The 18,101-nt window shown below is 71.4% G+C and carries 11 protein-coding genes; 5 read left to right on the forward strand and 6 right to left on the reverse strand.

Annotated features, from left to right (window positions below):
* The first annotated feature begins 137 nt into the window (after nt 1-137).
* Both ACFXKG_RS16250 and ACFXKG_RS16255 read left to right on the forward strand, forming a co-directional pair.
* On the forward strand, nt 138-1,973 hold the full coding sequence (locus tag ACFXKG_RS16250) for an SDR family oxidoreductase (RefSeq protein WP_384838375.1): 1,836 nt from the start codon (nt 138-140) through the stop codon (nt 1,971-1,973).
* A 249-nt stretch (nt 1,974-2,222) separates the two neighbouring features.
* Nucleotides 2,223-2,852, forward strand: a complete 630-nt coding sequence (locus ACFXKG_RS16255; protein WP_384838378.1) for an RNA 2'-phosphotransferase — start codon at nt 2,223-2,225, stop codon at nt 2,850-2,852.
* 17 nt (nt 2,853-2,869) lie between these two features.
* On the opposite strand, the gene ACFXKG_RS16260 is transcribed toward ACFXKG_RS16255, so the two are convergent.
* Nucleotides 2,870-3,769, reverse strand: a complete 900-nt coding sequence (locus ACFXKG_RS16260; protein ID WP_384838381.1) for an LLM class flavin-dependent oxidoreductase — start codon at nt 3,767-3,769, stop codon at nt 2,870-2,872.
* A gap of 198 nt (nt 3,770-3,967) precedes the next feature.
* On the opposite strand from ACFXKG_RS16260, the gene ACFXKG_RS16265 reads away from it, so the two are divergent.
* Nucleotides 3,968-4,837, forward strand: coding sequence for a Cof-type HAD-IIB family hydrolase (locus tag ACFXKG_RS16265; protein ID WP_384838384.1), 870 nt, complete (start codon nt 3,968-3,970; stop codon nt 4,835-4,837).
* Nucleotides 4,838-4,902: 65 nt separating this feature from the next.
* On the opposite strand, the gene ACFXKG_RS16270 is transcribed toward ACFXKG_RS16265, so the two are convergent.
* From ACFXKG_RS16270 to hisC, 5 genes are all read right to left on the reverse strand, one after another.
* Nucleotides 4,903-6,771 (reverse strand): GAF domain-containing protein, encoded by a 1,869-nt coding sequence (locus ACFXKG_RS16270; RefSeq protein ID WP_384838387.1) that lies wholly within the window; start codon nt 6,769-6,771, stop codon nt 4,903-4,905.
* 25 nt (nt 6,772-6,796) lie between these two features.
* Nucleotides 6,797-10,597, reverse strand: a complete 3,801-nt coding sequence (gene cydD, locus ACFXKG_RS16275) for a thiol reductant ABC exporter subunit CydD (RefSeq protein ID WP_384838391.1) — start codon at nt 10,595-10,597, stop codon at nt 6,797-6,799.
* 84 nt (nt 10,598-10,681) lie between these two features.
* Nucleotides 10,682-11,716, reverse strand: coding sequence for a cytochrome d ubiquinol oxidase subunit II (gene cydB / locus ACFXKG_RS16280; protein ID WP_384838394.1), 1,035 nt, complete (start codon nt 11,714-11,716; stop codon nt 10,682-10,684).
* A 14-nt stretch (nt 11,717-11,730) separates the two neighbouring features.
* Nucleotides 11,731-13,239, reverse strand: coding sequence for a cytochrome ubiquinol oxidase subunit I (locus ACFXKG_RS16285; protein ID WP_384838397.1), 1,509 nt, complete (start codon nt 13,237-13,239; stop codon nt 11,731-11,733).
* 335 nt (nt 13,240-13,574) lie between these two features.
* Nucleotides 13,575-14,654, reverse strand: a complete 1,080-nt coding sequence (gene hisC / locus ACFXKG_RS16290; RefSeq protein WP_384838400.1) for a histidinol-phosphate transaminase — start codon at nt 14,652-14,654, stop codon at nt 13,575-13,577.
* Between the two features lie 404 nt (nt 14,655-15,058).
* Here hisC and ACFXKG_RS16295 point away from each other — a divergent pair, with 404 nt between their 5' ends.
* Complete coding sequence (locus ACFXKG_RS16295) at nt 15,059-16,171, forward strand: LacI family DNA-binding transcriptional regulator (protein ID WP_384838403.1); 1,113 nt, start codon at nt 15,059-15,061, stop codon at nt 16,169-16,171.
* Between the two features lie 438 nt (nt 16,172-16,609).
* Nucleotides 16,610-18,004 (forward strand): metallophosphoesterase, encoded by a 1,395-nt coding sequence (locus ACFXKG_RS16300; RefSeq protein WP_384838406.1) that lies wholly within the window; start codon nt 16,610-16,612, stop codon nt 18,002-18,004.
* The last annotated feature ends 97 nt before the right edge of the window (nt 18,005-18,101 follow it).

The raw sequence follows: 18,101 nt of genomic DNA on the forward strand, positions 1-18,101 counted from the left end.
CGTCGGTGTCACGTTACGAACACGGGATGAACGCGGAGCGTGACGGGCGGCGTGGTGCCGATCCGCGGACGGACCGCCGGGTCGCCGGGGGTTCGGGGAGTCCGGCGCCTGGGGTACGCGGGCACGAAGGAGGCCGTATGAAGGACGAGGACCGTGCGGGTGACGAGGGCCGCGCAGGTGACGGGTACCGCGCAGGTGACGAGGACCGCGCAGGTGATGACGAGTACCGCGAGCGCCGGGTGCGGTCCGGCGGGGTCGAGCTGTGCGTCGCCGAACGGGGCGATCCGGCGCGCCCCGCGGTGGTGCTCGTGCACGGCTACCCGGACACCAAGGAGGTCTGGTCGGAGGTGGCCGAGCGCCTCGCCGAGCGGTTCCACGTGGTGGTGTACGACGTACGGGGGCACGGCCGGTCGACGGCGCCGGTCCCGCTGCGCGGGGGCTTCACCCTGGAGAAGCTGACGGACGACTTCCTGGCGGTCGCCGACGCGGTGAGCCCGGACCGGCCGGTCCATCTCGTGGGCCACGACTGGGGTTCCGTACAGTCCTGGGAGTTCGTCACCGTGGCCAGGACCGCGGGCCGTATCGCCTCGTTCACCTCCATGTCGGGCCCGTCCCTGGATCACCTCGGGCACTGGATCAGGGAGCGGGCCGGGCACCCCTCCCCCCGCCGGGTCGGTGAGCTCCTCGGCCAGAGCGCCAGGTCCTGGTACATCTACGCGCTGCACACCCCTGTCCTGCCGGAGCTGGCCTGGCGCGGGCCGCTCGGCAGACGGTGGCCCGGGGCGGTGCGGCGGATCGAGAAGCTGTCCGGCGAGGGCTATCCGGCCCCCTCGCTGCCGCGGGACGCGGCACACGGGGTCTGGCTCTACCGGGACAACATCCGCCCCCGGCTGCGCCGGCCGCGTACGGACGCCTACGCGGCTGTGCCGGTGCAGCTCATCACACCGGCCGACGACGTCTTCCTGTCCGAACGGCTCTACGACGATCTGGAACGGTGGGCTCCCCGGCTCGTGCGGCGCACGCTGCCCGCCAAACACTGGGTGCCCCGCACCCGCCCCGACCAACTCGCCTCCTGGATCACCGACTTCGTGCTCGCGCAGGAGGAGGGCGAGCCCCGCTCCGCGGCCGGCGCGCCGAGCGGCCCGTACGCGGAGCGCTTCGGCGGACAGCTCGTCCTGGTCACGGGCGCGGCCGGCGGGATCGGCCGGGCGGTGGCCTTCGCGTTCGCCGAGGCGGGCGCCCGGGTCGTGGCGGTCGACCGGGACGGCGACGGCGCGGCCAGAACCGCCGAGCTGGCCGGGCTGATCGGCGCCCCGGACGCCTGGAGCGAGTGCGTCGATGTCGGCGACGGTCCTGCCATGGAGCGGCTCGCGGAGAAGGTCGCGGCGGAGTACGGCACGGTCGACGTCCTGGTGAACAACGCGGGCATCGGGCTGTCGGGCGCCTTCCTCGACACCACCGCCGAGGAGTGGAAGGGGGTCCTGGACACCAATCTGTGGGGCGTCATCCACGGTTGCCGGCTGTTCGGCGGGCAGATGGCGGCGCGCGGGCAGGGCGGTCACATCGTCAACACCGCTTCCGCGGCCGCCTATCAGCCCTCCCGGGTACTGAGCGCGTACGCCACATCCAAGGCAGCGGTGCTCATGCTCAGCGAGTGTCTGCGCGCCGAACTCGCCGCGAAATCCATCGGGGTGACCGCGGTCTGCCCCGGCTTCGTCGACACCGGCATCACCTCCACCGCGCACTTCACCGGTGTCTCCGCCGGGGAGGAGGACCGGCTCAGGAAGAAGACCGCCCGGCTGTACGGGATGCGTGGCTACCCGCCCGAGAAGGTCGCCGACGCCGTACTGCGCGCCGTGGTCCGCAACCAGGCCGTCGTGCCCGTCACTCCGGAGGCTCGCGGCGCGCGGATCCTGGGGCGGATCGCGCCGCGGGCCCGGCGCGCCGTCGCCCGGGTCGAGCCGCGGCTGTGAGCACCGCGGGGCGGTAACGAGGGCGCCGGGCAGGGGCTTTGGACAACCTCCGCGCCATCAACGGACAGAGCGGCGTTCTTGTTCTTATTGCTCTTTCTCGCCCAAGCAGGATGAAAAGACTCGCCTGTTGTCCACAGGATCGCCAAATAACCTGTGGATAAGTCAAGTTGACTGTGGATCAAACCTGTGAACCATGACGAGTTGATAATCCTGTGGCGGCGCCTCGGCGCGGACGGGCACGCTGGCCGGATGCACAACGAACCCGAGAGGGCGGACCGCACGTACCCGACGCACCGCCCGGAGCCGCCCCGCGTACCCGACGAACGACGCACCGTGAAGGTGTCGAAGTACCTCTCCAGACACCTGCGCCACCAGCCGGAACAGATCGGGCTCACCCTCGACCCGAACGGCTGGGTGGCGGTCGACGAACTGATCCGCGCGGCCGGCGCCCACGGCTTCCGGATCAGCCGTGCCGAACTCGACCACGTGGTCGCCGTCAACGACAAACGCCGTTTCACCATCGAGAGCGCGGGCGAGGGAGGACCGGGCGACCGGATTCGCGCCAACCAGGGGCACACCGTCACCGTCGACCTGGAGCTGGCACCGGCGGAGCCGCCCGCGTATCTCTACCACGGCACCGTCCCGCGCGCCCTGGACGCGATCCGGGCGGAGGGCCTGCGCCCCATGGCCCGGCACCATGTCCATCTCTCGCCGGACCGCGCGACCGCGACCCGTGTCGGGGCCCGTCGGGGCCGGCCCGTCGTGCTGGCGGTGGACGCGGGGGCGATGCACCGCGCAGGGCTGATCTTCCACGTCAGCGCGAACGGCGTCTGGCTCACCGACTCCGTACCCCCGCGCTACCTGCGCTTCCCCGGCTGACACGGCTGGACTCGTGTTCAGGGACGGAGCTGAGCCAGTGCCTCCGTACCGATCCGCTCGAACACTCGCTGGTCGGCGGCGAAGTCCGAATCCGGGATGGGCGCGTGCACCGCGATCTCCGTGATCCCCAGCTCGAAGTGGCGTCCCGCGAAGTCCACGAACGCGTCCAGCGACTCCATCGGCCCGTTCCGGTCCGGCGTGAAGCCGGTCAGCAGGATCTTCTCCACCTCCGACACCTTCCGTCCGATCTCCGCGCAGGCCGCGCCGAGCCGCTCGATCTGCCCGCCGATGGCCGCCCGCGACTCCTCGGGCGTGCCCGTCTCGAACAGCTTCGGATCGCCCGTCGTCACCCACGCCTGACCGTGCCGGGCGGCGAGCCGCAGCCCGCGCGGCCCGGTCGCCGCCACCGCGAACGGCAGCCGGGGCCGCTGCACACACCCCGGGATGCCCCGGGCCTCGACCGCCGAGTAGAACGTCCCCTCGTACGTCACGGAGTCCTCGGCCAGCAGCCGGTCGAGCAGCGGTACGAACTCGGCGAACCGGTCGGCACGCTCACGCGGCGACCACGGCTCCTGGCCGAGCGCGGTGGCGTCGAACCCTGTGCCGCCCGCGCCGATCCCCAGCGTGATCCGGCCGTTCGACACGTCGTCGAGCGTGAGCAGGTCCTTGGCGAGCGTCACCGGATGCCGGAAGTTCGGCGAGGTCACGAGCGTGCCGAGGCGGATCCGCTCCGTCGCGGCGGCAGCGGCCGTGAGGGTGGGAACCGCCCCGAACCACGGGCCGTCGCGGAAGGTCCGCCAGGACAGATGGTCGTAGGTGTAGGCGGTGTGGAAGCCCAGCCGCTCGGCGCGCAGCCACTCGTCGCGGCCACCGTCGTGCCAGCGACGGACGGGAAGAATCACGGTACTCAAACGCATGACGGCGACGATACGGGTCGGTCCGGGTCCCGGTCGGCCCGGGCGCCACCGGCACAGGTCCAGGTCGCCCCGGGCGCCACCGCCACGGGTCCAGATCACCCCGGGCGACACCGGCCGAGACGCGAACCGCCGTCCGTGGTCGGCTCAAACGTGCGCCCCTCCGCCCGCCCGTGCGCGGCCGTACGCGAGAATGGCCCCGTGACCTCGCCCCGTGGATCCGCTCCCGCACCCGACGCCTCCCCGCTTCCCGCCCGGCCCCGGCTCATCGCCACGGATCTGGACGGAACGTTGCTGCACAGCGACAAGACCGTCTCGGACCGTACGATCGCCGCGCTCGAAGCCGCCGAGGAAGCCGGTATCGAGGTCTTCTTCGTCACCGGCCGGCCGGCCCGCTGGATGGATGTCGTCAGCGCCCATGTGCACGGCCACGGCATGGCGATCTGCGCCAACGGCGCCGCGGTCGTCGACCTGCACTCAGGCGGCAAGCTGCTCATGGCCCGCCCGCTGGACCGGGCCACCGCCCTGGACGTCGTCGGGGCGCTGCGCGACGCCGCCCCCGGGACGACCTTCGCGGTCGAGCAGACCACCGGGATCAACTACGAGCCGGCCTACCCGACCTTCTCCCAGGACCCGGGCGCCACCATCGCCACCGCGGAGAAACTCCTGCGGGCCGAGGAGACCGACGACGGCTCCGCCCCCGTCCTGAAGCTGCTCGCCCACCACCCCGAGCTGACCCCGGACGGCTTCCTCGCCCTGGCCCGTACGGTGGCGGGGGACCGCGCCACCCTCACCCGCTCCAGCCCGACCGCGCTCCTGGAGATCAGCGGCCTGGGCGTGAGCAAGGCGAGCACGCTCGCCCTCTGCTGCGCCGAGCGCTCCATCTCCTCCGACGAGGTCGTCGCCTTCGGGGACATGCCCAACGACCTGGAGATGCTGACCTGGGCGGGCACGTCGTACGCGATGGGCAACGCCCACCCGGACGTGCTCGCCGCCGCGTCCGGCCGTACGGTCACCAACGACGAGGACGGTGTCGCGGTCGTCATCGAGCAGATCCTGGCGCGCCTCTGAGGCCGACGGACGGCCATCCTTCGCACCAGGCCCTCCGCCACCGGTACCGCTCCACTGCGGGCGGCTCACAACGGCACCTCCCAGATCACCGTGGCGCCTACCGCACCTCCTGCCCCTTCCGCCCCTTCCACTTCCCCCCTTTCACTCGCGTCACGGCCGAGCCCCGGCTCGGACCAGCTCGCCCCGCCCAGTGACTCGGCCCGCCGCCGGAGGTTGCGCAGGCCGCTGCGCCGTCCTCCGACCGGGATGCCCACGCCGTCGTCCGCGACCGTCAGCCGTACCGCCCTCCGCCCGTCGGCGAGCTGTGCCGTCGCGTCCACGACCACCTCGATACGGGACGCGCGCGCGTGCCGGAAGGCGTTGGAAAGGGCCTCCCGGAGCGCGGCGATCAGGTTCTTCCCGTACGGCTCGCCCACAGCCGCGTCGATCGGGCCGACGAAGCGGTACGTGGGGGTGAAGCCGAGCGGCACCGCTGCCATGTTGATCTCCCGCAGAACCCGCGTCCGTACCCCCGACGGTGCCTCCGCGGGGCCCTGCTGGAGGGCGAAGATGGCCGCGCGGATCTCCTGGATCGTCACGTCCAGCGCCTCGACGGCCTGGTCGATGCCCTGATGGACCTCCGGCGCCACCGTGCCGCGCTGGGCGCTCTCCAGCATCATCCCGGTGGCGTGCAGCCGCTGGATCACCAGGTCGTGGAGGTCACGGGCGATCCGGTCACGGTCCTGCAGAACCGCCAGCCGCTCCCGGTCGTGCTGCGCCCCGGCCATCATCAGCGCCAGCGCCGCCTGCGAGGCGAACTGGCCCGCCAGGGTGCGCTCCCGCTCGCCGAAGGGGAGCGCACCCCGTTCCCGCGGCATGACCAGCGCGCCGAGCACCCTGCCGTCGGTGCGCAGCGGCAGGAGCATGATCGGGCCGTACAGCGAGGCCATCTCGGTGATCACGCGCGGATCGCTGCGGGCGTCCTCGACGATGACGGCCTCGCCCGCCAGCAGAGCCGCGGCGGCGGGGCTCTCGGCCGGGATGAGGTAGCCGGGCCTGACGCGGGGGCGTTCGGCGGAGACGGCGACGACCTCCAGTTCGCCGTTGGGTGTACGGAGCATCACCGAGGCCATCGCCGCGTCCGAGAGGCGGCGGGCCTGTTCCGCGACGATGTTGAGCGCGTCCTCGGTGGAGCCGCCGGAGAGGAGTGCGGTGGTGACGGCGACCGAGCCGTCGATCCACCGTTCGCGCTGCCGGGCCGCCTCGTACAGCCGGGCGTTGCCGATGGCGATGCCCGCCTCGGTGGCCAGGACGCGCACCATGTGGAGGTCGTGGTCGGTGAACTCCGCAGGCCGCCGCTCCTCGGGCTCCGTCCCGTCGGCCTCGGTTCCGCCGGACTTCCCGGCGCCGGAATTCCCGGCGCGTGACTTCCCAGCACCGGTCTTCCCGGCACCGGTCTTCTCCGCGAGATAGAAGTTCCCGTAGACCTCACCCTGGCCCCGGACCGGGACCCCGAGGAACGTACGCATCGGGGGGTGTCCCGGCGGGAATCCGGCCGCGCGCGGGTCCTTCGTCAGATCGGCGAGCCGGATCGCCTCAGGATGGCTGATCAGCGCACCGAGGAGTCCGGTGTGTCCGTCGGGACGGTGACCGATGCGCCGGGCCGTGTCCGCGTCGACCCCGTACGTGACGAAGTCCGAGAGCCCGTCGCCCAGTTCGTCGACGACACCGATCGCGGCGTACCGGGCGCCGACGAGTTCGGCGGCGGTCGCGCAGATCCGGTCGAGCGTGGCGTGCAGGCCGCGCCCCGCGCCGACGGAGCACATCGCCTCCAGAAGCTGGGGGACCCGCGCGGTGGTCTCGGCGGAGAGCCCTTCCAGACTGGCGGCCGCGCGGGTGGCCGCTTCCAGGGGGTCGAGCGGATCCGGCGGGTCCAGGCGTTCGGGCTCTTCCATGGACCCGAGAGTAATAAGGGCTATTTCACACCGAAAGTCGGATTTCCCGCTCCGTGGTGCCACCGGCGAGCGCCGCAGCGGTCGCGCCGAGCAGATCGCCGGCCCGCTCCCGCTCCAGCATCCGCCGCAGCGGCCCCTCGACGGCGGCGAGTTCACCGTACGGACCACGCTGTACGGTGCGGCCCTCGTCGAGCACGATCACTTCGTCAACCGATTCGAGTCCCCGCAGCCGGTGGGTGATGAGCAGCGTCGTCCGCCCCTCGGTCGCCGCCAGCAGATCGGCGGTCAGCGCGTCGGCCGTCGCCAGGTCGAGATGTTCGGCGGGCTCGTCGAGGAGCAGTACGGGGAAGTCCGCGAGGAGCGCGCGGGCCAGCGCGAGGCGCTGGCGCTGGCCGCCGGAGAGCCGGGCGCCGTGCTCGCCGACGAGGGTGTCGAGCCCGGCGGGCAGCGCGTCGACCCAGTCGAGCAGCCGCGCGCGGCGCAGCGCGTCCCGCAGGTCGTCCTCGTCCGCGTCCGTCCGGGCGAGCCGGAGGTTCTCCCGGACGGAGCTGTCGAAGAGGTGGGCGTCCTGGGCGCAGAGCCCGACAAGGCGCCGTACGGTGTCCCCGTCGAGCGCGGCCAGATCCGTTCCGCCGTCCGTGCCGCCGAGGCGGCAGGTGCCCTCGCGGGCGTCGAGGAAGCGCAGCAGCACCTGGGCGAGCGTGGTCTTGCCCGAGCCCGAGAGACCGACGACGGCGACGCGCTTCCCGGCGGTCAGCGTCAGGTCGAAGCCCGCGAGCGCGTCCCGCCGCTGCCCCGGGTACCGCGCCGACAGTCCGCGCACCTCCAGCGGGAAGGGCGATCCGGGCGCGGGCGCGGGCCGTTCCGGCTCCTGTACGGGGACGGGCGCGTCCAGCACTTCGCACACCCGCTCGGCGCTACGACGGGCCCGCTGCCGGTGGAGCACGGCGAGCGGCAGCCCGGTGACGGCCTCGAACGCGGCGAGCGGGGTCAGCACGATCACGGCCAGCTCGATGCCCGCGAGCCGCCCCGCGTGCACGGCCTGGACGCCCAGGAACGCGGCGGCGGCCACGGTCACGCCGCAGATCAGCGCCGTGAGTCCGGCGCCGAGCGCCTGGGCGCCCGCGCTGCGCGAGGCGATCGACGTCAGCGTCGCGTCGGCCGCGCGCACCCGGCGCAGCCGGCCGCGCAGCGCGCCCGCGACGGTCAGCTCGGCGGTGCCCCGGAGCAGATCGACGGCCTGGGTGGCCAGCAGCCCGCGCGCCGGGGACAGTTGCCGCTCGGTGCGGCGGGCGCAGACGCCGCTCAGCAGCGGTACGCCGACTCCGGCGGCGAGCAGCCCGACCGCCAGGGCGGCGCCCGCCTCGGGCAGCAGCCAGGCGGTGAAGCCGACGGCGCCCAGGAAGACGAGCAGGGCGGTACCGGCCGGGAGCAGCCAGCGGAGCCAGTAGTCCTGGAGTTCGTCCACGTCCGCGACGAGCCGGGACAGCAGATCACCACGCCGCGTGGCGCGCAGCCCGGCGGGCGCGATGCGTTCCAGCCGCCGGTACACGGAGACCCGGAGGTCCGCGAGCATCCTGAGCACCGCGTCGTGCGAGACGAGACGCTCGGCGTAGCGGAACACGGCCCGGCCGATGCCGAAGGCACGCGTCGCGGTGACCGCGATCATGAGATAGAGCACCGGGGGCTGCTCGGAGGCGCGGGAGATCAGCCAGCCGGAGACGGCCATGAGGCCGACGGCCGAACCGAGTGCGCAGCTGCCGAGGACCAGGGCCAGCACGAAGCGGCCGCGCAGTGCCCCGGCGGCGTCCCGCATCCGGGCGAGCGGGCTCCGGCCCCCCAGGGCCGCGCCGCCGGCTGGCGTCTTCTCCGCCTCCGCCCTCTCCTCCGCCTGCTCACTTCCCGAGACGAGGCCGGCCGCACGCACCGACTCCCCGGCCGCGCGGACCGACTCCCCGGCCGGACCGGCCGGCTCTCCCGCCGTACCGACCGGCTGCTGCTCCCCCGCCGACGGGTCCAGCAGCGCCGCGCGTTCACGCAGCTCCACCGCGGAGACGCCGTCCGAGGACACCGCCGTCTCCGTACGCCCCGCCGGACGCATCGGCTGCGCGGCGCCTTCCGGCGGCGCGGACCCCTCCGACGGTGCGGACCCCTCCGGCAGCTCCGGCTTCTCCGGCAGCTCCGGGAGGGCGATCACCCGGTCCGCCACCGCGAGCAGCGCCGGCCGGTGGACGACCAGGAGGACCGTGCGGCCCGCCGCCAGCCGCCGTACCGCCTCGACGATGCCCGCCTCCGTCTCGCCGTCGAGCGCCGCGGTGGGCTCGTCCAGGAGCAGCAGCGGCCGGTCGGCGAGAAAGGCGCGGGCCAGCGCGAGCCGCTGGCGCTGGCCGGCCGAGAGACCGGCACCGTCCTCGCCGAGCACGGTGTCCGCGCCGTCGGGGAGCGCCGACACGAAGTCGTACGCGCCCGCGTCCCGCAGCGCGGTGACCAGCGCCGTGTCGTCCGCATCGGGACGGGCCAGCCGTATGTTCTCGGCGATCGTCCCGGCGAAGAGGTACGGCTGCTGGGGGACCCAGGCGATGGTCTCGTGCCAGCGCTCCGGGTCGAGGGAGGCGAGATCCCGGCCGTTCACCCGTATCCGGCCCTCGTCCGGTACGGCGAAGCCGAGCACCGTGTGGAGCAGCGTGGTCTTCCCGACGCCGCTCGGGCCGACCAGGGCGACGGTCTCCCCCGGCTCGACCGTCAGGGTGACCGCGTCCAGCGAGGGTCCCGTACGACCCTGGTGGCGGACGGTCACCCCCTCCAGCTCCAGCAGCGGCGTGCCCGGTGTCCCCGCGGTACGCGGCACCGCTTCCGTACCGCGCGCGACGGGCTCCGTCTCCAGGACCGCGAAGATCTCCTCGGCGGCGGAGAGTCCCTCGGCCGCCGCGTGGTACTGCGCCCCGACCTGCCGGATCGGCAGATACGCCTCGGGCGCGAGCACGAGCACCACCAGCCCGGTGTACAGATCGAGGTCGCCGTGGACGAGCCGCATCCCGATGCCGACGGCGACCAGCGCCACCGAGAGCGTCGAGAGCAGTTCCAGCGCGAACGACGACAGGAAGGCGATCCGCAGGGTGCGCAGGGTGGCCCGGCGGTACTCGGAGGTGATCGTACGGATCGACTCGGCCTGGGCCTTGGCACGGCCGAAGACCTTGAGGGTCGGCAGCCCGGCGACCACGTCCAGGAAGTGACCGGACAGCCGGGACAGCAGCCGCCACTGCCGGTCCATCCGGGACTGCGTGGCCCAGCCGATGAGGATCATGAACATCGGGATGAGCGGCAGCGTCACGACGATCACCGCGGCCGAGACCCAGTCCTCGGTGACGATACGCGCGAGCACTGCCACGGGGACGACCACCGCGAGCCCGAGCTGGGGCAGATAGCGCGCGAAGTAGTCGTCCAGCGCGTCGATCCCCCGGGTGGCCAGCGCGACCAGCGAACCGATGCGCCGGCCGCCCAACCGGGTGGGCCCGAGCGCGGCCGCCCGCTCCAGCAGCCGGCCGCGCAGCTCGGACTTGACCGCCGCGCTCGCCCGGTGGGCCGCCAGCTCCGTCAGCCAGGAGACCAGGGCGCGACCGACGGCCACCGCCGCGAGCAGCAGCAGGGGAGTGCGCAGGTCGGAGGCGTCGTACCCGCGCTCGAACGCGCCGACCACCACCTCGGCGATCAGCATCGCCTGGGCGATCACCAGCGCCGCCCCCGCCACCCCGAGCGCTACCACGGCCACCAGGAAGATTCGGGTGGCGCGGGCGTACCGGAGCAGACGCGGATCGATTGGTTTCACGTGAAACACCCACTTCCGCCGCTACGACCGCGGCCGCTACGACTACTCCTGCGACGCCTGCTGCCACCCACTGCCGAACCCCCGTTACGCGTCGGCGACGGGGCGCGTATCGGCGACATGCTGCGCGTCCGCGATGTGCTGCGTCCCGATCCGCTTGCGGAACACCCAGTAGGTCCAGCCCTGGTAGAGCAGCACGACGGGTGTCGCGATCCCCGCGCACCAGGTCATGATCGTCAAGGTGTACGGGGTGGAGGCGGCGTTCGTCACCGTCAGATTCCACGCCTCGTTCAGCGAGGACGGCATGACGTTCGGGAACAGCGTCAGGAAGAGCATCGCGACCACCGCGACGACGGTCACCCCGGAGAACGTGAAGGACCAGCCCTCACGCCCCGCCGCGACGGCCCCGACCGCGGTCACCAGCGCGGCCACGGCGACGACCGCCGCGACCAGGCTCGCCCCGTCACCGTTGTCCGCCTGCGTCCACGCCAGGAAGCCGAGCGCCAGCACGGCGGTGACGGCACCCAGGCTGAGCGCCAGCCTCCTGGCCCTGACCCGGATGTCCCCCACCGTTTTGAGCGCGGCGAACACCGTGCCGTGGAAGGTGAAGAGGGCGAGCGTCACCAGCGCGCCGAGCAGCGCGTACGGGTTCAGTAGATCCGCGAGGTTGCCCGCGTACTCCATGTCCGCGTCGATCTTCACGCCCTGCACGACGTTGGCGAAGACGAAGCCCCACATGAGGGAGGGGATCAGGGAGGTCCAGAAGATGGTGTGCTCCCAGTTGCGCTGCCACCTCTCCTCGGGCCGCTTGGACCGGTACTCGAAGGCGACCCCGCGCAGGATCAGGCAGACCAGGATGAGCAGGAACGGCAGGTAGAAGCCGGAGAAGAGGGTGGCGTACCAGTCGGGGAAGGCCGCGAAGGTGGCTCCGGCGGCGCTCAGCAGCCAGACCTCGTTGCCGTCCCAGACGGGCCCGATGGTGTTGATGAGGACCCGGCGCTCCTTGCGGTCGCGGGCCAGCAGCTTGGTCAGGACCCCGATGCCGAAGTCGAACCCTTCGAGGAAGAAGTAGCCGGTCCAGAGGACGGCGATCAGCACGAACCAGACGTCGTGAAGGTGCATAGCTCCTCAACTCCTCAGTACGAGAAGGCCATCGGCCGGTCGGCGTCCGCGTGGTCGCCGCCGATCTTGGTGGGCGGATTGAGGTCGTCCTCCGTGAGCTCCGGCGGTCCGGCCTTCACGTACTTCACGAGCAGCTTGACCTCGACGACCGCGAGGACCGCGTACAGCAGGGTGAAGACGATCATCGAGGTGATCACCTCGCCCTGGGAGACGCCGGGGGAGACGGCGTCCGCGGTGCGCAGGACTCCGTACACCACCCAGGGCTGCCGGCCCGTCTCGGTGAAGATCCAGCCCCAGGAGTTGGCGATCAACGGGAAGAGCAGCGTCCAGAGCGCGGTGATCCAGTACCACTTGGCGAACCTGGGACTGAGCGCCTTGTTGCGGAAGAGGACGAGGTGCGGGACTTCGTCCTCGCCGGTCCGCAGGGCGGGCGGCAGCAGGAACTTCCTGCGGGTGAGCCAGAGTCCGAGCAGGCCGAGGCCGAAGGACGCCATGCCGAAGCCGATCATCCAGCGGAAGGACCAGTAGGCGACGGGGATGTTGGGCCGGTAGTCGCCGGGGCCGTACTTCTCCTGTTCGGCCTTGTTGATGTCGTTGATACCGGGGACGTGCGAGGTGAAGTCGCTGTTGGCGAGGAAGGAGAGCAGTCCGGGGATCTCGATGGCGACCTTGTTGTGGCCCTTGTCGACGTCTCCGTAGGCGAACACGGAGAACGGTGCGGGTCCCTCGCCGTCCCACAGCGCCTCGGCGGCGGCCATCTTCATCGGCTGCTGCTTGTACATGACCTTGCCGAGGGTGTCGCCGCTGACGGCGGTGAGCATGCCCGCGACGACGACGGTGATCAGGCCGAGGCGCAGCGAGGTGCGCATCACGGGGATGTGCTTCTTGCGCAGGAGGTGGAAGGACGCGATGCCGACCATGAAGGCGCCGCCGACGAGGAAGGCGGCGGTCATGGTGTGGAAGAACTGGGTGAGCGCCGTGTCCTGGGTGAGAACCCGCCAGAAGTCGGTGAGCTCGGCCCGTCCCGCTTCCTTGTTGATCCGGTAGCCGACCGGGTGCTGCATCCAGGAGTTGGCCGCCAGGATGAAGTACGCGGAGAGAACCGTGCCGATCGAGACCATCCACATGCAGGCCAGGTGGATCTTCTTCGGCAGCTTGTCCCAGCCGAAGATCCACAGTCCGATGAAGGTGGACTCGAAGAAGAAGGCGATCAGCGCCTCGAAGGCGAGCGGGGCGCCGAAGACATCACCGACGAAGCGCGAGTAGTCGGACCAGTTCATGCCGAACTGGAACTCCTGCACGATGCCGGTGACCACACCCATCGCGATGTTGATCAGGAACAGCTTGCCCCAGAACTTGGTGGCTCTGAGGTACTTCGGGTTCTCCGTGCGGACCCACGCGGTCTGCAACCCGGCGGTGAGCGCGGCGAGCGAGATCGTCAGGGGGACGAAGAGGAAGTGGTAGACGGTCGTGATGCCGAACTGCCAGCGCGCCAGGGTCTCCGGCGCCAGAGCGAGATCCACGTCTTCTCTCCTTACGTCAAGCCTGTCCGTCCCTTTTGACCGGGGCGTAACGCCTGGAACCGGACGAGCTTGTGAACGCGTTCACATTCACAAGCATTATGTCGCACAAGTCTTCCGGATCTTCGCGGGGGGTCCCTCAAGGTTCGCGGGGGGCCCTCAAGGAGAGAGTGCCGCCGCCCTCAGGGAGCGAGCGCCGCCGCATCCCCGCCGGGAGCGCCGGCTCCCGGAAACGTTCCTCCCCCGGCTTCGACACACGTCAGGGGCGACCTCACAGAGATCACCCCCGAAATGCACGTTCGAATGAAAAGTGTGTTCGAATCGACAGTGGAGCCGGGCTAGAGCTCCTTGCGGAACGCCCCCGCCGTCCGGAGGAAGAGGTCGTTGGCCTCGTGCTCGCCGATCGTGATCCGTACGCCCTCGCCCGCGAAGGGCCGTACGACCACACCCGCCGCCTCGCACGCCGCCGCGAAGGCCGACGTCCGCTCGCCGAGCCGCAGCCAGACGAAGTTGGCCTGTGTCACGGGCACCGTCCACCCCTGGCCGGCCAGGCCCTCGTACACCCGCTCGCGCTCCGCGACCAGCGATCCGACCCGCCCCAGCAGCTCATCCTCGGCGCGCAGCGAGGCGACCGCCGCCTCCTGTGCGATCTGGCTCACACCGAAGGGGACCGCCGTCTTCCGCAGCGCGGTGGCGACCGGCTCGTGCGCGATCGCGAATCCGACCCGCAGCCCGGCCAGCCCGTACGCCTTGGAGAAGGTGCGCAGCACCGCCACGTTCGGGCGGTCGCGGTAGATCTCGACGCCGTCCGGCACCGCCGTATCCCTGTTGAACTCGCGATACGCCTCGTCCAGCACCACCAGCACATCGCCGGGCACCCGGTCGAGGAATCGTTCCAGCTCGGCCCGGCGCACCACCGTGCCGGTCGGGTTGTTGGGGTTGCAGACGAGAATCAGTCGGGTCCGGTCGGTGATCGCCTCTGCCATCGCGTCCAGGTCGTGCACATCGCCCGGCGTCAGCGGCACCTGGACGGAGGTCGCCCCCGAGATCTGTGTGATGATCGGGTACGCCTCGAAGGAGCGCCAGGCGTAGACGACCTCGTCGCCGGGCCCCGCCGTGGCCTGGAGAAGCTGCTGTGCGACGCCCACGGAACCGGTGCCGGTCGCGAGGTGCGAGACGGGCACCCCGAACCGGTCGGCCAGCTCGTTCATCAGCCCGGTACAGGCCATGTCGGGATAGCGGTTGAAGGCCCCGGCGGCCGAGACCGCCTGCTCCATCACCCCGGGCAGCGGGGGGTAAGGGTTCTCGTTGGAGGACAGCTTGTACGCGACGGGCCCGCCCGACGCGGCCGGCCTGCCCGGCTTGTACGTCGGAATGCCGTCCAGCTCGGCGCGCAGCTTGGGGCTCGTCTCGCTCACCGCGGGTCCTCCTCGGCCGTTCATCCGGTGGGCGCCCGGCCCTACACCGTCCGGGCGCCTTCAATGCTGCTCACCTTATGAGGATTGCCGGCCGCCGCGGACGCCGGGCGCCCGGAATCAGGACGCAGGCTCCGGAAAACCGGGGGGAGCACTTCCGTCCCTCCCGAGCGCCGGTGGCTCACGCCGTGGCGCGCATCCCTCGTAGAGGTGAGTTGAGACCTCTTCGAAACATGGGCCTCTCAACAGGTCCAGACCGCTCCCTGCATAGGAGACCATGGCAGTAACGATTAACTCCCTTGCGTTCCAAGGAGGTTGGCCTTGGTCTGTCTTGCAGAAACGTGCCTGCTGCCGGGTGCATATGCGACCGGCCCCACCGCCCGATCGAGCCCTACTATCGGCTCGCCATGACAGCAGCAGGGAAACACCAGGTGAGCCGGACGGACACAACCCGCCGGGGAAGCCGGCAGAGTCGGGCGGGCATCCGGGACGTCGCCGCCGCAGCCGGTGTCTCCATCACGACTGTCTCGGACGCGCTCAACGGCAAGGGACGGTTACCCGACGCCACCCGGAGACATGTCCGAGAAGTAGCGGAGCGCCTCGGCTACCGCCCGTCCGCCGCCGCCCGAACCCTCCGTACCGGCAAGTCGGGGCTCATCGGCCTGACCGTGACCACGTACGGGGATGAACCTTTCACCTTCACCGAGTTCGCCTACTTCGCCGAGATGGCGAGGGCCGCGACCTCCGCCGCCCTCGCCCGCGGCTACGCCCTCGTCATCCTCCCCGCCACCTCCCGCCACGACGTCTGGGCGAACGTCGCCCTCGACGGCACCGTGGTCATCGACCCCTCCGACCACGATCCCGTCGTCGCCGAACTCGTCCGCCAGGGCCTTCCCGTCGTCTCCGACGGCCGGCCCGCGGGCACCCTTCCCGTCACCGCCTGGGTCGACAACGACCACGAGGCGGCCGTCCTCGACCTGCTCGACCATCTCGCCGACGCCGGAGCCCGCCGTATCGGGCTGCTCACCGGCACCACCACGGACACCTACACCCGGCTCTCCACCACGGCGTACCTGCACTGGTGCGAGCGCGTCGGCCAGGATCCGGTCTACGAGTCCTACCCCGCCCACGACCCGTGCGCCGGGGCCGTCGCCGCCGACCGGCTGCTGGCCCGCCCGGACCGCCCGGACGCCGTCTACGGCCTCTTCGACCCCAATGGCACCGATCTGCTCGCCGCCGCCCGGCGGTACGGGCTGCGGGTACCGGAGGACCTGCTGATCGTCTGCTGCAGCGAGTCCACGGTGTACGCCTCCACCGAACCGCCCGTCACCACGCTCTCGCTGAAGCCGCGCCGGATCGGCACCGCCGTCATCCAGCTCCTCATCGACGCCATCGAGGGGATCGAGGCCGACCGGCCGGTCGAGCAGGTGATACCGACCGAACTGATCATCAGAACCTCCTCGCAGCGGCGCCCGCCGCGCACCACCGTCAGCGCTCCCCGCTCCCCGGCGGGCGACTGACCGCCGCCGTAGGCGACGCGTGCGCCACGGCCGTGCCGGTACGGGGCCGGCCCCGCCGGTTCCGTACCCGCCTCCGTACCGGCGCCGTACGGAACCGGTACGGAGGCGGTACGAAAGCGGGACGCTATCGCCCGGGGCCCGGCAATTCCGGGCCGTACGACGCCTCTCGGCGCCCCGCGGCGGCGTGCGGCCCGCGGATCCCGGCGTCCGGCCGAACGGTCGGACCTTCCGCATTTCGGGCGATCAGCGAGAAAACAGCCGCCGAACCGGCGGTACGATTCGATTCACCACCCCTGGTGCGTCACAGAGGCCCGAGGTCATTCCTATGATGGGCGCACGACACCACGGACCTTCCCTTTTCCGCCGACGGGCTCACTCCGTCCGGCAGGGCGGCGGGGCCGAGAGGTGTATTGCGGCACGACGGTGGTGGAGGGGTCGATGACACAGGGGGCCGGTCAGGGACCCGCGGTGCGGACGGCGACGTTGCGCGACTTCCGGGTGCCGCCGTACGCGCAGGTTCCCGTGCAGTCCGCACAGCCGGGTCAAGCCGGGCAGCCGGTCCGGCCCGGGCAGCAGGCGCCGGCCGGCGCCGCGTCCGGCGGGCCCTCGGGGTCCCCTGTCGGCGCGCCGGAGCAGCCGGTCGCCGTACCGGACCCGTCAGCCGCCCCGCAGGACCAACAGGGCGCTGTACAGGACGAGCTGAGCGCCGCACAGGAGCAGTCCGGCGCGCCGCAGGAGCAGCTCGGCACCGTTCCCGAGCAGCCGGCCGCCGGCCAGGACATGCCCGCCGCCACCGCGCCACACCCGGCCGCCGCCCCCGGGACCGAGAGCCCCGAGCGCCCGGCGGCCGACGTGTCGGGCCACCCCGGCGACGCGTTCCCCGCCGACGGAATGCCGGAGGGGTACACCCCCACCGAACGCGACCTCCCGGTGATCACGAGGGTCAACCGGGGCGACACCGTGCAGGTCAACGTCGACCCCGCAGAGGCCGCCGACTCCGACGGACCGGGACCGCTCTACGTCGTCGGTGACGTGCACGGCTATCTCGACGAACTCGTCGCCGCCCTCGGCGAACAGGGCCTGATCGACGCCGAGGGCCAGTGGGCGGCCGGCAACGCACGCCTGTGGTTCCTCGGCGACTTCACCGACCGCGGCCCCGACGGCATCGGGGTCATCGACCTCGTCATGCGGCTCTCCGCGGAGGCCGCGGCGGCCGGCGGTTACTGCAAGGCCCTGATGGGTAATCACGAACTGCTCCTCATCGGCGCCAAGCGGTTCGGTGACACCCCGGTCAACTCCGGTGCGGGCACCGCCACTTTCCAGGCCGCGTGGATCCTCAACGGCGGCCAGCGCACGGACATGGAGCGCCTCCAGGATGTCCATCTCCAGTGGATGTCCCATCTCGACGCGGTGGTCGAGGAGGACGGGCATCTGCTGATGCACTCCGACACCACGGCCTATCTCGACTACGGTTCGTCCATCGACGAGGTCAACGACACCATCTACCAGATCCTGACGCGCAATGACGCCGACGAATGCTGGGACCTGTTCCGCAAACTCACCAAACGCTTCGCGTTCCGTGACGAAGGCGGCCCGGAGGCCGTACGGGAACTCCTCTCCCAGTACGGCGGAGGACGGGTCGTCCACGGCCACAGCCCGATTCCGTATCTGCTCGGCGAAGTCGGCACAGAAGACGCGTCGGACGACGAAGGCGACACCGGACCGGTCGTGGAAGGGCCACACGTATATGCCGACGGACTGGCGATCGCCATGGACGGCGGTGTGACGATGGCAGGAAAACTGCTGGTCGTACAGCTTCCGTTGGCCAACTGAATCAATGTAGGACAGGTGTTTTCCGGAAACCCCCTGTTACGGCACGCCAAAACCGCTCTACCATCGGCCTATCCGTAGCAGGCTCTCCTCCGTTTCC

Origin of the sequence: Streptomyces sp. NPDC059255 (assembly GCF_042752355.1) — a bacterium.
In the GTDB taxonomy this organism is placed as follows: Bacteria; Actinomycetota; Actinomycetes; order Streptomycetales; family Streptomycetaceae; genus Streptomyces.